The 14649-nt window shown below is 42.3% G+C and carries 16 protein-coding genes, 1 pseudogene and 1 riboswitch; of the genes and pseudogenes, 13 read left to right on the forward strand and 4 right to left on the reverse strand.

What is annotated here, in order from left to right; genetic code table 11:
* A partial coding sequence (locus AE2B122_RS19285) for an L-lactate permease (protein ID WP_254593541.1) occupies nt 1–433 on the reverse strand: 433 nt, incomplete at its 3' end.
* Between the two features lie 33 nt (nt 434–466).
* Nucleotides 467–1420: an L-lactate dehydrogenase gene (locus AE2B122_RS16375; protein WP_371809675.1), complete on the reverse strand. Its 954-nt coding sequence runs from the start codon at nt 1418–1420 to the stop codon at nt 467–469.
* Between the two features lie 312 nt (nt 1421–1732).
* Between AE2B122_RS16375 and hpaB the strand changes: the two genes are divergently transcribed.
* Nucleotides 1733–3163, forward strand: a complete 1431-nt coding sequence (gene hpaB / locus AE2B122_RS16380; RefSeq protein WP_175074735.1) for a 4-hydroxyphenylacetate 3-monooxygenase, oxygenase component — start codon at nt 1733–1735, stop codon at nt 3161–3163.
* A gap of 34 nt (nt 3164–3197) precedes the next feature.
* Here hpaB and AE2B122_RS16385 read toward each other — a convergent pair whose 3' ends face one another.
* Both AE2B122_RS16385 and AE2B122_RS16390 read right to left on the reverse strand, forming a co-directional pair.
* Nucleotides 3198–3521, reverse strand: a complete 324-nt coding sequence (locus tag AE2B122_RS16385) for an AzlD domain-containing protein (protein WP_175074736.1) — start codon at nt 3519–3521, stop codon at nt 3198–3200.
* A complete protein-coding gene (locus AE2B122_RS16390; protein WP_175074737.1) occupies nt 3518–4234 on the reverse strand; it encodes an AzlC family ABC transporter permease in 717 nt (238 codons plus the stop codon). The genes AE2B122_RS16385 and AE2B122_RS16390 overlap by 4 nt, the downstream gene beginning before the upstream one ends.
* A gap of 79 nt (nt 4235–4313) precedes the next feature.
* Here AE2B122_RS16390 and AE2B122_RS16395 point away from each other — a divergent pair, with 79 nt between their 5' ends.
* The 12 genes and pseudogenes from AE2B122_RS16395 to AE2B122_RS16450 all read left to right on the forward strand — a co-directional run bounded on the left by AE2B122_RS16395 (nt 4314) and on the right by AE2B122_RS16450 (nt 14373).
* Nucleotides 4314–4871, forward strand: coding sequence for a helix-turn-helix domain-containing protein (locus AE2B122_RS16395; RefSeq protein WP_175074738.1), 558 nt, complete (start codon nt 4314–4316; stop codon nt 4869–4871).
* Between the two features lie 12 nt (nt 4872–4883).
* A pseudogene (locus tag AE2B122_RS19290) lies at nt 4884–5270 on the forward strand (DUF523 domain-containing protein); the annotation flags it as partial.
* 348 nt (nt 5271–5618) lie between these two features.
* The gene (locus tag AE2B122_RS16405) at nt 5619–5822 is read left to right on the forward strand and encodes a helix-turn-helix transcriptional regulator (RefSeq protein WP_095219040.1); all 204 of its coding nucleotides are present in this window, start codon (nt 5619–5621) and stop codon (nt 5820–5822) included.
* A gap of 3 nt (nt 5823–5825) precedes the next feature.
* A complete protein-coding gene (locus AE2B122_RS16410; protein ID WP_175074740.1) occupies nt 5826–6233 on the forward strand; it encodes a hypothetical protein in 408 nt (135 codons plus the stop codon).
* A 26-nt stretch (nt 6234–6259) separates the two neighbouring features.
* The gene (gene ybaK / locus AE2B122_RS16415) at nt 6260–6730 is read left to right on the forward strand and encodes a Cys-tRNA(Pro) deacylase (protein WP_175074741.1); all 471 of its coding nucleotides are present in this window, start codon (nt 6260–6262) and stop codon (nt 6728–6730) included.
* A 256-nt stretch (nt 6731–6986) separates the two neighbouring features.
* Nucleotides 6987–7742 carry a GTP cyclohydrolase II gene (locus AE2B122_RS16420; RefSeq protein WP_095272697.1) on the forward strand — a complete coding sequence of 252 codons (756 nt, stop codon included), beginning with the start codon at nt 6987–6989 and terminating at the stop codon, nt 7740–7742.
* Nucleotides 7735–8838, forward strand: a complete 1104-nt coding sequence (gene ribD / locus AE2B122_RS16425) for a bifunctional diaminohydroxyphosphoribosylaminopyrimidine deaminase/5-amino-6-(5-phosphoribosylamino)uracil reductase RibD (RefSeq protein ID WP_175074742.1) — start codon at nt 7735–7737, stop codon at nt 8836–8838. The genes AE2B122_RS16420 and ribD overlap by 8 nt, the downstream gene beginning before the upstream one ends.
* A gap of 2 nt (nt 8839–8840) precedes the next feature.
* The gene (locus AE2B122_RS16430; protein ID WP_175074743.1) at nt 8841–9410 is read left to right on the forward strand and encodes an HAD family acid phosphatase; all 570 of its coding nucleotides are present in this window, start codon (nt 8841–8843) and stop codon (nt 9408–9410) included.
* A 148-nt stretch (nt 9411–9558) separates the two neighbouring features.
* Nucleotides 9559–10611, forward strand: coding sequence for a lipopolysaccharide assembly protein LapB (locus AE2B122_RS16435; RefSeq protein WP_175074744.1), 1053 nt, complete (start codon nt 9559–9561; stop codon nt 10609–10611).
* A gap of 231 nt (nt 10612–10842) precedes the next feature.
* Nucleotides 10843–11349 (forward strand): DoxX family membrane protein, encoded by a 507-nt coding sequence (locus AE2B122_RS16440; protein WP_175074825.1) that lies wholly within the window; start codon nt 10843–10845, stop codon nt 11347–11349.
* Nucleotides 11350–11468: 119 nt separating this feature from the next.
* Nucleotides 11469–11656: riboswitch (Lysine riboswitch) on the forward strand.
* A 109-nt stretch (nt 11657–11765) separates the two neighbouring features.
* Nucleotides 11766–13226: an amino acid permease gene (locus tag AE2B122_RS16445; RefSeq protein ID WP_095219032.1), complete on the forward strand. Its 1461-nt coding sequence runs from the start codon at nt 11766–11768 to the stop codon at nt 13224–13226.
* 283 nt (nt 13227–13509) lie between these two features.
* Nucleotides 13510–14373 (forward strand): DegV family protein, encoded by an 864-nt coding sequence (locus AE2B122_RS16450; protein WP_175074745.1) that lies wholly within the window; start codon nt 13510–13512, stop codon nt 14371–14373.
* Nucleotides 14374–14649: the final 276 nt, after the last annotated feature.

Here is a 14649-nt window from a genome sequence, read left to right on the forward strand (position 1 = left end):
CAAGAAGGGCTGCGCTGATGGCAATCGGTACGCCGAAGCCAGCTGCTCCTTCCAGAAATGCATTAAAACTAAAACCAATTAATAAGAGCTGTAAACGATGATCTTGCGAGATACTTGCGATGCTGCCGCGGATCACATCGAATTTTCCGGATTTGACAGCCAGTTTATACAGCCATACCGCCATAATGACGATGTAGCCAATCGGCCATAAACCATTTCCGATACCAAGAACGATAGCGGATAACGCTTTGAGTGCGGGCATCTGGAAGACGAATACCGCTACGGCGAAGCTGATAAGCAGCGTTAGTCCCGCAGCAAGTATTCCTTTCATTTTGAATGCGGTCAAACCAACTAAGAAAAACAGAATCGGTAAAAAGGCGATTATTGCACTAACATACTCATTACCAAACGGATCATACGCCTGCATCCACATGCTATGCTCATCTCTTTTCTGATGGAGTTTGGGTTAGTTCACAGTCTGAAAGGCAGTGTCCATGATATTTCTAAGGACGCTAGCACTATGTTTGAACTGTTCTTTTTCCTTCTCGTTCAATGGCAGCTCCAGAACCTGCTGTGCACCTTTACGGCCGACAATAGTCGGAGCACCGATATACACATCTTTCTCCCCATATTCACCATCGAGATATGCTGTTACTGGCAAAATTGCTTTTTCATCACCAAGAATTGCTTGTGTTACCCGTACTAGACTCATTGCAATGCCATAGTAAGTTGCGCCTTTTTTCTCGATTACGTGATAAGCAGCATCTCGTACATTTACATAAATCTCATCTAAATCTTCTGGTTTATATTTGCTGTCTGTCTGCATCATTGTTGCAAGCGGAACTCCGCCGATTGTTGCTTGGCTCCAGACTGGAAGCTCCGTATCTCCATGCTCCCCAATCATATGCGCCTGTACATCATGCGGCGCAACGCCGAAGTAATCGCCAAGCATGTAGCGTAGACGGCTAGAATCCAATGTTGTGCCGCTACCAATAACACGTTCTTTAGGCAAGCCGCTGAATTTCAAAACTGCATGCGTCAGTACATCGACTGGGTTTGTGGCAATCAGGAAGATGCCATCGAAGCCGCTTGCCATAACTTCATCAACAATACCTTTGAAGATTTTAACGTTTTTGCTGACAAGGTCGAGTCTTGTTTCTCCTGGCTTTTGATTAGCGCCGGCTGTAATGCAGACAATATCGGCATCCTTGCAGTCAACGTATGTGCCATAGCTTATTTTTGTCGGACGAGGGGCAAATGCTTGGCCGTGATTCAGATCCATTGCATCGCCCATCGCTTTATTTTCATTTAGATCAATAATCACTAGTTCATCCACGATATTCTGATTCAGCAATGCGAATGCATAGCTGCTTCCAACGAATCCCGCACCAACCAAAGCTACTTTATTGATTCTTTCCATGTAGATCATCACCTTTGTTAAGATTTATAATATGTGAATAACTTCACATTCTTTATAAATATATTGTGCAATACTTCACAAACTTAATCAAGTAGTTTGTTTTGAATAAATTGTGAACGATTGGAATATTCTTCTTTGAGGGGGTTTTTGTATGTTTACGATGCTGTTTGCTTTTGGTGTTTTTATCTTGATTGTCTTCCTTGCGGCAGTACGTACGGTAATAGAAAGACGAAAGGGAGAATAACAGCTCTAGTATCTGCATGAAAAGAACAGCTTATCCGTTTTGGATAACAATGACAGGGGTGTGTGTATTTGTCTATCAGAACTGGAGATGCCTATCTTGCCAGTATTGATGCGTTAGGTAACAAAGTATTGAATGGTAAATCAATTGTGAAGAAGCCTCTTTCCAAGCATAGTGCGTTCCGAGGGGTAATGCGTACACAAGCAGAATTATACGATCTGCAGCATGATCTTGCCTATACGGATGTACTAACATATTCAGACAGTGATACCGGAGAGCGTTATGGTCTTTCCTTTCTTAAACCTGAGACGAAGGACGACCTGAAAAGGCGAGGCGGTATGATTAAATGCTGGGCGGAACAGACACATGGAATGGTTGGCCGTAGCCCGGATTATATGAATACAGTACTGATGGCACTCGCATCTTCAGCTTCGTTATTGGAAGGAAAGGATAACTGTTTTCCTGATCACCTGCGAAGCTATTATGAATATGTACGACAGCATGATCTGACGATGACGCATACATTTATTGATCCCCAGGTAAACCGAGCCGATTTCTATTTTGAGCAGAATGATGAGCCTATTGCTGCAAAAGTCGTGGATCGCAATGCTGAGGGTATAATTATTCAAGGAGCAAAGCTGTTAGCAACCCAAGGTGGTATTACGGATGAACTGGTAGTCATGTCGTCAGGTGGCTTTGAGCAGGATAGAGGTTTCGGATTCGCCATCCCGAGCAATGCAGAAGGTCTGACATTTGTAGCAAGAGAATCATTTGCCGGAGGGAAGAGTACAGCGGACTATCCGCTGAGTGCCCGGTACGAAGAGATAGATACAATCGTGTTGTTTGATAAAGTACTCATTCCATGGGAGCGCATTTTCTACTATGATAATGTTGCAGTAGCAAGCAGCTTTAAGAACCAAAGCAATTTCGCAGCCTTCTCTTTGCATCAAGTACTGATTCGTCGGATTGCGAAGCTGGAATTCGCCATCGGCCTCGTTCAATCCTTAATAGAGGAAATCAATATCGCAGAGTATCAGCATGTTCAGGAAAAAGCAGCTAATCTGGTCATTTTAGCAGAGGTACTTCAATCACTCCTGCAGCAAGCAGAAGCAGGTGCTGCACCTGACCAGTGGGGAACATTCTGTCCGGATTTGAAACCGCTCCAGGTGGCGTCCAATCTGTTTGCACGTAAGTATCCTGAAATTGCTCCTGCCATTCATCAGCTAGGAGCGAGCGGACTGATGAGTATCCCGCCGCTTCATGCGTTTAAATCAGAAGAAGGAGCAGCATTGAACCATTATTTGCAGAGTAAGACAAAACTAGGGAAGGATCGAGTAAAGCTGTTTCGGCTTGCTTGGGACTTTGTTATGTCTTCTTTTGGCACGAGGGAGACCTTATATGAATATTTCTTTTTTGGAGATCCAGTTCGGCTGATAGGTCAATTCTATAGCTCAGTTGATTTTAAGCCATATACGAAAAAAATAGATGATTTGCTATCATGAAGGAGGCCTTATCCTATGGATGAGGCCTTTTTAATTACAATATATTTCGGTATATTGCCATCAGCAGCACGCCGGTGACTACTGTCATGGATAGGCTTCGAAATTTGTATGCAATAATGGCTGTTGGCAGCAGAATAAGCAATACCGGCCAATCGATAGTGAGGCTGCTTTTCTCTTGAATGAGCAGATTCTCAATAACCAATGCTGTCAAAATACAGACAGGAACGAAAGACAGCCATTTCATAACTGCATCAGGCAAGCGCAAGTTTCGTACAAGGATGAACGGCAATATTCTGGGGATGACAGTAACTAGGGCAGAAAGTACAATGACTGTCAGCACAGTGCTGTTCATACTCATTTATCCAGCACCACCCCAACTGATGCGACAATAACGGTAGCAAGGATAACAGCGATATATGTAGAAAACAGAAGCGATAATCCGAGCACGGCAGCAATCATGCAGAGAATCAAGGTAGCGTAGAGCTTCCATTTCGCGGTAGGTACATGCTCGAGCTGTAGGAAGAGCAGACCCAAGAACATAGCAGGCAAAGCAAAATCCAACCCCCATGCTTCTGGATCTGAAATCCACTGACCGCTAACAGCGCCGACAATACAAGATAAGTTCCAGAACAGATAAGCCGTGAGATTCAGGCCATGCATCCAATGAGCAGAGAGACTGCCGAATTGTTTCAACTTAGTGGCGGCAACGCCGAAGGATTCGTCTGTCATTAAAATACCGACTCCTATGTTATGAAGAAATGATTCTTTGGTAAAATGAGGGGCAAGGGTCGCACTTAACAAGAAATTACGCAAATTGATAATGAATGCTGAAAAGACGATGGCAGACAAAGGGCTGCCGGCAAGCAGCAAAGCGCAAATAGCAAATTGAGCAGCACCAGCATAAACGCTTGCCGAAAGCAGCGTAATTTCCAGTATACTTAGATGAGAAGCCGTACCAACAATACCGAACGCGATACCTACGCTGATATAACCGAAGAGAGTGGGCACACAATCTCGGAATCCTTGGACAAAAGTCAGCGAATCGCTTCTACCGACGGAATCTGTAAGCATGATATCACTCCTTTTCGTTATATTATACATATGTTCGTTATATTGAACAATAACTTTCGCAGAAGAAAGGAGAATTCTGATGGAGCATTTAAATAAGATGATTGCCAGTAACCTTGCTGGTTTGCGAAAAAGCCGCGGACTTAGCCTTGATCGCACGGCTGAATTGACGGGGGTAAGCAAAGCGATGCTGGCGCAAATCGAAAAAGGGAAATCCAATCCGACTGTATCCACGTTGTGGAAAATAGCCAATGGATTGCAGGTTTCGTTTTCGTATTTCATGAAAGAAGATAAAGTCTCCTTTATTAAGATAAATAAAGAGGACATCTCCGCAGTAGAAGATGAAGAAGGCGGCTATCGAGTATTTCCTTATTTTAAATTTCAGCCTGACAGGAAATTCGAGATTTACACAGTGGAATTAGAGCCGGGATGTGTACATGGAGCAAAAACGCATCTTGGAGAGGAATATCTTCTTGTGCGAGAAGGAGCACTCACAGTCTCGCTGGATGGGGAAGAGCATCAGCTGAAAACTGGAGATGCGCTGCAATTTTCAGGCAATACGATGCACAGCTATGAAAATAAAGCAGCCGGTACAGCGAGCTTTTTCCTACTAATGTATTATCCTGAACCTGAAGCGTAAGGGGGAATTTGAATGATCATGGTAAGTGCCTGTTTGGCGGGAAAACCTGTCCGTTACAATGGAACACCAGCTACCGATACAATTGTGGAACAGCTGATTGCTCAGAAAAAAGCGATTAGTGTGTGTCCTGAATTACTTGGCGGATTCGTAACACCAAGGGAACCAGCTGAAATTGTCGGGGGAAATGGATATGACGTTTTAGATGGTAAAGCAAAAGTCATCGAGCTTTCAGGAACAGATGTTACCGGCAAGTACATAGAAGGTGCAGCACACGCCTTGTCCATTGCTCAGGAGCAGGATGTGGATTTGGTTGTATTAAAGGAAAACAGTCCATCTTGCGGCAGCTCTGTCATTTATGATGGTACCTTCCAAGGTCATAAGCAGGCAGCTGATACGATAATTTTCCTGGATATGCCTCGGTCACTTTGTCTATACAGAGTATGGAAGAGACGCCTTATGTATCATAATCGATCACGCCCTGATATGCAGTCCGGCTGTAAGGAAAAAATTGATTTGCAGTTCCTCAAGTGGATTTGGGACTTCCCGAGCAAGAAACGCCCCCAGATGCAGCATAAGCTTGCGGAGCTTGGGATGGACAAGCAAATAATAAGATTGAGAAGTCCCCGAGAAGTGAAGGGGTTTTTAGATAAAATAAAACATCAGAAGTAAAGTGTCCTTTACATCTGGTGTTTTTTGGTATATCTTGAGTGTAAAGGTACCTTTACATGTGGATAGGACAGGATACGGATGAAAGTTAATAACAAAGTAAGGGAAATGCGACAATCTCGTCATATCACCCAAGTGAAGATGGCGGAAGATCTAGGCATCACACGACAAACAATCAATGCCATCGAAAAAGGAAAATACAATCCAAGTTTAGAGCTGGCTTTTCGGCTGCTTGCGTATTTTGACGTTCCGTTTGAACAGCTATTTTATGTAGAGGAGGAGTAGCAAATGCGAAAGATGAAGAAGCGTTATGAACTTTTGGTATATGTATTTATCACACTCTGTTGTTTCGTTGGTATTTGGCTTGGAACAAAGCTTATTGGAGAACAGCTGCCATCGGGGAATTATTTCCTCTTATTCATCATGGTTGGAGCGTTGTGCGGCGTTGGATTACCGATGCTGATTAGCTGGTCCCAAAGCAGAAGCCGACAGCCTGATATGGATGAACGGACTGTCCGAATGCTGAAGAATTATTTGTTGTCAGCTTTCTTTCTAATATCGTTTCTTTCAGGAGTTTTGCTGCTTGTACTCGTTGGAATAGGACACGAAACAATTGAACTTGGCTGGATTGCGGTTTATGGAGGTGCCATCTTTATATTTATGACGGCAGGTTTATTTGTTGTAAAACGGTTTTAATTATCTGCGAAGAAAGGATACAATCGATGGACTACAAAACGAATGTCATGCGTATGCTGGATCAAAAGAAAGTACCATACCAATCCTATAGTTACGCCGATACAGATGCGATCAGCGGAACAGAAGTGGCAGAGGTATTAGGACAAAATCCAGCTCAGGTGTTCAAAACGCTGGTTACGGTCAGCAAATCAAATCAGTATTATGTATTTGTTATCCCGGTCGAAAAAGAGCTGGACTTAAAGCGGGCTGCTGCAAGTGTCGGGGAGAAATCTGTACGTATGCTGCCAGCGAAAGAATTGCTGCCGCTTACTGGATATGTTCATGGCGGCTGTTCACCAATTGGAATGAAAAAGATTTTCCGGACTGTTGTGGACGAAACTGCGTCAGACTTCGAGAGCATCATTTTCAGCGCTGGTAAAATTGGTTATCAGGTAGAACTTACTTTGTCTGATTTGAGCAAAATTCTGTCTCATAAAGTAACTTCACTAACCGAATAGATAAGGTTCCTGCTTCCTCAAGGAGTGGAGCTTTTTTATTTTCCATGTTTGTTTTTCGGTGTATAGTTAGCTCAATATCACATTAGTTACTTTTGGGATACTAAATAACCTTGATGTGCCTACTTCTAAGATCTTGACTGTCATACTATGATGGAAGAAGTATATAACACCTGAATTTCATAACAAGATATTGGCGGACTGGTGCCTACATAAATCCAGTTATTTCAACGTACACTGATAAAAAAGGAGAAAGATGATGACAGAAATGAAATTAGAATCGAAAGCCATTTCGATCTTAAAAGATAAAATTGAACTTATTCCGACAGCTGAGGGAGCCATTTATCTTGTCGGCCCGATCAAGCTGCCTGTTAATCTTTACGGAGAAACAGTTACCTTCCAGTGGTACTGCTGGCTGAATTGTGAGGAAGTGGCCAAAGATTATGAAGAAGTCATCGCAAAATTATCTGACATGAACCTGGCTGAAATGCAGCAGTCCAGTGTGTTGGTTTACGGCGACTTTGCTGAAGAAGAGGATGCGCTGATCCGCATGCATTCCATCTGCCATACAGGCGATATTTTTGGCAGCAAACGCTGTGATTGCGGCTTCCAGCTGAAGCAGTCTATGCAGCGAATTGTTGAGCATGGTACAGGTGCACTGTTCTATTTGGCAAACCATGAAGGGCGCGGAATCGGATTGTTTAGTAAAGCAATGGCGTACATCCTGCAGGAAAATGGCTATGACACGGTAGAAGCCAATGAAAGTCTCGGTTTTGTGGATGATTCCCGTGACTATACTGATGCAATCCAAGTACTGAAAGCATTGCGTACGAAACCTGTTACACTGATGACAAATAATCCGCGTAAATTAGCTGCAATGGAACAGGCAGGCATGCAGCTTTCCGGACGGTCAGCATTATGGGGAGATGTGTCTGAGTTCAACGAGAATTATCTTAAGACGAAAATCGTCCGCTCCGGCCACCTTGGCGATGAGGAGATCTGCAGCAATGACTGATCACACATTTTATATGGATTTGGCGTTGCAAAACGCCAAGGCAATGAAAGGACAAACGGATCCGAATCCGCTTGTAGGGTCCGTTATTGTGAATGACAATCAGATTGTCGGAATCGGTACCCATTTGAAAGCCGGTGAACCTCATGCCGAGATTCATGCTATCCGGATGGCGGGAGAAAAAGCAAAGGGCGGGACGATTTATGTCACGCTCGAGCCTTGTTCCCATCATGGACGGACCGGGCCATGTGCGGTGGCAATTAAAGAAGCGGGATTAAAAAAAGTAGTCATTGCCACGCTTGATCCGAATCCAGTTGTTTCCGGAAACGGAGTGAAAATTCTCGAAGAAGCTGGAATTGAAGTGACTATCGGTGTCAGGGAAGAAGAAGCCCGCAAGATGAATGAGGTATTTAATAAATTCATTGTCGAGAAAGAGCCGTTTATAACGTTAAAAGCAGGTACAACATTAGACGGTAAAATTGCCACGCACACGCTTGATAGTAAGTGGATTACAACTGCAGCTTCCAGACAGGATGTCCATCAGCTGCGCAATGAGAACATGGCTATTCTTGTCGGAGTGAATACGGTCATGGAAGATGACCCAGAGCTGACAGCCAGAATACCAAATGGACGTAATCCAATACGAATCATTTTGGACTCCAGTTTGCGCATACCGATGGATAGCAAAGTCGTCACTGATAAATTAGCCGACACTTGGATTTTCACAAGCCAGAAAGCAGACGGAGAGAAAGAGAAAGCACTCTTGTCTCAAGGGATAAAAATATATCGGACGAATGGTTCAAGTCGGGTGAATGTGAAAGAAGTAGTCGAGATACTAGGCGAGCAGCTTATTTCCTCTGTTTTGATTGAAGGAGGAGGAAGCGTCCATGCATCATTCCTGGAGAATCATTTGATTGATAAAGCAGTGCTTTACTTCGCTCCGAAATTGATTGGCGGGAAAGATGCACCAACTTTCCTGGAAGGTACAGGTTTTGCTAAAATGGCTGATGCGGTGGAATTGACCGATACAGACATCATTAAAATCGGACAAGACTTCAAATTCATTGGCTACCCGCGCTATGAAAAAGGGGATATGTAACAATGAAATTTGGTTTTGATATAGATGATACACTCATCAATCTGCGGGAGCATGCCTTCCATATTTATAACAAAAAACTAAAACAGAACATCTCCCTTGATGTGTTTCAAAAGCTTGAACGTGTCGAAATACATGAACCATTCGGATTGACGGATGAACAAGGATCAGAAATGTGGAACTCCACTTTAGAAGAAATCTACTATACTACTTGTCCACCGTTTCCGGATGCTGTAGAGATATTGCAGGAACTGGATCGGGAAGGGCATAAGATCTACTATATTACCTCAAGACCAAAAGAACATGGACATAGGACAATGGAGTGGCTCCGTGCACTAGGGTTTCCTGTTAAAGAAGATCAATTCTTCTACGGCATGCAGGATGAAGAAAAGGTGCACATAATCAAGAAACTCCAACTCGATTATTATTTTGATGATAAGCCTCATGTACTGAATACGCTATTGGAATATTCTACAACAAAAGTATTTGTAAAAGATCAGTCGTATAATCAGCTTGTAAATTTGCCGAGAATAGTCGATTTATCAGAGATCAGAAATATGGTACAAAATAAATAGGAGGATTGACGGTAATTTGCCGTCAATCCTTTTTTGTTTTTAGGAAATAGGCAGGAAATAAATATCTGATAGAGAAGTAAAATAAATAGCAAATTCCAAATAAACTGATGGTTATAAACAGAATCACATAAAAGGGGGAGGAGTAACTATGGGCCTGGTTTTATCAGTCACAGATAAAGATTTTAGTGAGCTGCTGCAAGACTTCTATGATGTGATGAAACAGGAAAAACAAGAGGAAGCAGCAATGCTGGCAGATATAATTGATACGATGAAGAAGGATATTGGGGTAGAGGAAGTATTGATTAAAGCAGATTTGCTTACTATTCGCTACCATGTGATGCTGGGGGAATTGCTAACTGCAGGGTATCTATTAGAACATTTCGAAGCACGCGGGCATGTCCTTTCGCAACAAAATGAATACTTCTATCAATATTTTAAAGGGCAGGTTCATTTTAAAAATAAAAAATGGAATGAAGCATTAAGGTATTATGAGCATGCAGAGCTTTACATAACTGAGGATGAAGAAAAAGCAGATTTTTATTATAAACTGGCTCATGCTTATTATCTCACTGGCATACCGGCACTATCAGTACTGAATGCGAATAAAGCAATGCGTTATGCAACATCTTACAAACAGCAGTATCACCTTGCAAAATGCAAGCTGCTGCTCGGACTGAATCATCTGGAAATACGGAACTACGAACATGCTGAGTCTCTTTTATACGAAGCGCTCGACTGCCAGCATAATACTGATGAAACATCTCTTGATTTGGCGTCAATGGTCCATCACAATCTTGGATTGCTTTATTTTGTGCAGCAAAAGTTTGAAAAGGCAGCCGATTACTTTGATCAAGCTGTACATGCCACCCCATGCTCTCATTATTTGAAGAGCCTCTACTATCTGACAGAATCCCTCTTCCGTGCCAATCACCACTCAGAAGCAATGAAATACTACCAGATCGGATTTACTAGGAGTAAGAAAGAGCAAAATATGGACTATCAATGGGCTTTCGCGATGTTGCATAAGCAATTTGTCGATTGCGATAATTTTGAAGCGGTATGGATAGAAGGTATTGCCTATTATGAAGCGATCGATGATAGATACAGTGTCCATTATTACAGCTTGCGAATGGCCGATTATTACACGCTAAATGGAGAAGAAGAGAAGGCGAATTACTATTACCGGCTTGCTGTATTGTAAAAACTAATTTATCTGATAGGATTTTCCGCCTGTTACCTAAGAATCATGAAAAACCAGCATCTGACTATATAGTTGCTATCTAGGAGCATTATTTAAAATATTCTAATATTATTACTAATCTATTAAGATTTCCGTATAAATATTCCATTTTTTGTTTTTCCTTTTATACTAGAGCTGTGGAAGTGCCGACCCACATCGGTTTACAACTTTGGCAGCGATAGGAGAGGAAAAATTATGATCAACACCTTACGTCAGAGTAAGGGGGCAGCAGTCGTTTTCCTAGTGATCAGATTATATCTTGGGTACACGTTCCTGTCAGCCGGCTTAGGTAAGCTGATGAGCGGAAACTTTGATGCAAGCGGATTTGTCCAAGGTGCGTTAGCGCGCTCGGACGCAGGAGTCATCCAGAGCTGGTGGGGAAGTTTCCTAGAAGGAGTTGTCCTTCCAAATGCAGAGATTTTCAGTTTCCTTGTCATGTGGGGAGAGACTCTGGTCGGATTGGCGCTGCTGCTTGGTGCCTTCACTGGAATTGCAGCATTTATGGGAATATTGATGAATATCTCATTCCTATTAAGCGGTGCGGTTCAGCAGAATTTGATATTGATTATCTTGGGCTTAGTGCTGATCATTGGCGGGACGAACGCTGGCCGTTACGGCATCGATCGCTGGATTATGCCATCTCTGCGAAATACAGGGGATAACAGGTCAGCCAGAAACAGCAAGAGACAGCTTATATAAGAAAAAGAACACGCGCTTGCCGCGTGTTTCTTCATGCAGAAAAAATTTCTTGTTGAAATAAGTCAATGTGTGTAGTACAGTTAAAAAGGTTTTTTAATTGCATACAAATCCTCATCATTTGATGAGGTAGAGGTTGCGGCTGTTATTAGTACAAACTGGGAGATCAGGAGAGATTGTTGATCAGGATGGAAAGGAACAGCTGCCGAAGCTAAGATGGGTTCTCCAATCCTACTGGCTGGGCCTGTACTCGAATAGGGGCAGGACTGTCACGTCAGTCGCAAAGCTGGCGTGTTGCGCTATCTTTGTGAGAATGATGCTGTTTATAAGTAAAGGCCGTTCCGATAGAGCAAACTATCCGGGAGGGTCTTTTTTCGTATCTATAGCGCAACGACGAAGAAACAGAGAGGGGAAAGAAAGTGAGCAACAACACGAAACAACCGGGACTACGAAGAGCACTGAAAGCCCGTCACTTAGGGATGATCTCCCTTGGCGGTACAATTGGTACAGGATTATTCCTGGCCAGCGGAGGAGCCATTAGCAGTGCAGGACCAGGAGGAGCATTACTTGCATATGCGCTAATTGGCTGTATGGTATTTTTCCTAATGACAAGCTTGGCGGAAATGGCAGCATTCATGCCGGTATCCGGAAGCTTCAGCACATATGGATCACGTTTTGTCGATGAATCATTCGGATTCGCACTAGGCTGGAACTATTGGTTCAACTGGGCCATCACAATTGCGGCTGAGCTCGTTGCTGTAACATTGATTATGGGATTCTGGTTCCCGGATACACCATCTTGGATCTGGAGTGCAATCAGTCTTATCATCATGTTCTTATTGAATTACATTTCTGTTAAAGGGTTCGGTGAATCGGAATATTGGTTCGCTTTGATCAAAGTTGTTACTGTCATCATTTTCATCATTGTTGGTGTATTGATGATCATTGGTATCCTTGGCGGTGACTCACCTGGATTCTCCAACTTCACTGTAGAAGACGCACCATTTAATGGAGGCTTCCTTGCTTTGCTTGGTGTATTCATGGCTGCCGGTTTCTCATTCCAGGGGACCGAATTACTTGGAGCAGCTGCTGGGGAAGCAGACAATCCTAGAAAATCGATTCCGAAAGCAATTCGTTCTGTTTTCTGGCGTATTCTCTTGTTCTACATTTTGGCGATCTTCATTATCGGGATGCTCATTCCGTATACAACAGAGAGTCTTGCAAGTGATGATGTCCGTCTGAGTCCATTTACACTTGTGTTTGAAAAAGCGGGAATCGCATTTGCTGCATCTGTCATGAACGCAGTTATCCTTACTGCTGTCCTATCTGCCGGTAACTCTGGTATGTATGCCAGCACACGGATGCTTTGGAACTTGGCGAAAGAAGGGAAAGCACCAGCTTTCCTTGGTAAACTTAACAAAAACGGTGTGCCTGTGAACGCATTGATTGCTACAGCAGCTGTAGGCTGTGTTGCTTTCCTAACATCCTTCTTCGGCAATGGCGTTGTGTACACATGGCTTTTGAACGTGTCAGGTATGGCAGGCTTCATCGTATGGGTTGGTATTGCTGTAAGTCATTATCGATTCCGTAAAGCATATCTTGCTCAAGGAAATGACCTCAAGGATTTGCCATACACAGCTAAATTCTATCCGGTAGCGCCGATACTAGCCTTTGTACTATGTATCATCGTTATTGTCGGTCAGAGCTTCTCAGCTTTCACTGCAGATGGAATTGAATGGGGCACCTTAGTTGCTTCTTATATCGGTATTCCCGTCTTCCTGCTCTGCTGGATCATATTTAAAGTGAAAAAGAAAACGAAGGTGCACAAACTGGAGGAAGTTGATTTGACTACTCCGGCACATGAAACAGCACCAGAATAAGTAAAGCTGCCGGGAGACCGGCAGCTTTTTTCTATTGGTTATATTTCCTTAAAGATGATTGAAAACCCTAGAAATTTGGGTATTTTATATGTAGATGAATAGGATTAATATCAAGACAATAAATCATTCCGCGTACCAAATCTTTTCCGAATTTAACCAAAGTAGCAATATACGGAAAACTGTGATGTTTTTATGTATTTTCTTGTCTGATTTTATTACTTATTTCCTAATTTTCTAGTTTCTTTATTTGATTTACAAGTTATACTGAATTAGAGGTGAATATATGAAAATTGCAATTGTGACCGACAGTCTTACGAACTTGAGAGAAGAGGATTTACAGAAATATCCTTTTATATATTACGCGCATTTGAATGTTGTCGTAGATGATAAGTCCTATATTGATTTAAAAGAGATTACGAATGATCAGTTATTTCGTTTTATAGATGAGGGAGCTTCCTATTCTTCTTCCCTGCCGTCACCAGAGGTATTTGTAACACTATATGAAAAGTTATTGGCAGAATACGATGCTATTATCAGCCTACATTGTACAGAAAATGTAAGCGGTACCGTCAATTCTGCACGTATAGCAAGGGATACAATCGAAGGGGCTAAGGAAAAAATCACTGTCATTGATACGAATACAGCTTCCATCGGAGTAGAAAATATCGTCATTAAAGTGTGTGAGCTCTTGGAGCAAGGTAAATCGTTGGATGAATTATTAGAGGTAATTGAATATTACCGTACACATGGACAGCTGTACCTTACGATTAATGACCTGACAACACTAGTACGTACTGGACGCATTTCGAAAACAGCTTCAAGGATCGGTAACTTATTGCATATTAAACCAATTATCGGTTTTAAGGATGCGAAATTAGAAGTTATGAGTAAAGTTCGTACCAAGAAACGTCTGTTAAAATGGATGCTGGAAAAATTACGACATGATATTGAGCAATCAGGAAAACAAGTTGTTCGTATTACACATGTGAATTCCATTGATCTTGCTACTGAGTTAAAGCATGCATTGGAAATATGCGGTGATAAGGTAGACATATTTATCAGCAATGAAATCAGTTCCGTTATGGCAATTCATTTTGGTCGAGGCGGAGTTGGGGCAAGCTGGATGCCTGCTAATTATTCTGTTTAGTAAACGGCTTGTGATATCAATCAGCTTCTGTGTCATATGCCATCTATTGAGAAACCTCGAACAATTTAATTGTTCGAGGTTTTCGTTTCTTTAAATAGCTCTTAGTTTTAATGCTACTTCGTTTCTGTACTCTTAAATATAGAAAATCCTATTTTAGAGAAAAGATAAAGAGTAAAGATGATTACTAAAATCCTGCCTATTACATATCCTTCTGTTACGTCTAAGTTATTTCTGTATAATAAATGACTATTAAAACAAAGATAAATTGCGATTAAT

This window comes from Terribacillus sp. AE2B 122 (genome assembly GCF_902497585.1).
In the GTDB taxonomy this organism is placed as follows: Bacteria; Bacillota; Bacilli; order Bacillales; family Amphibacillaceae; genus Terribacillus; species Terribacillus saccharophilus_A.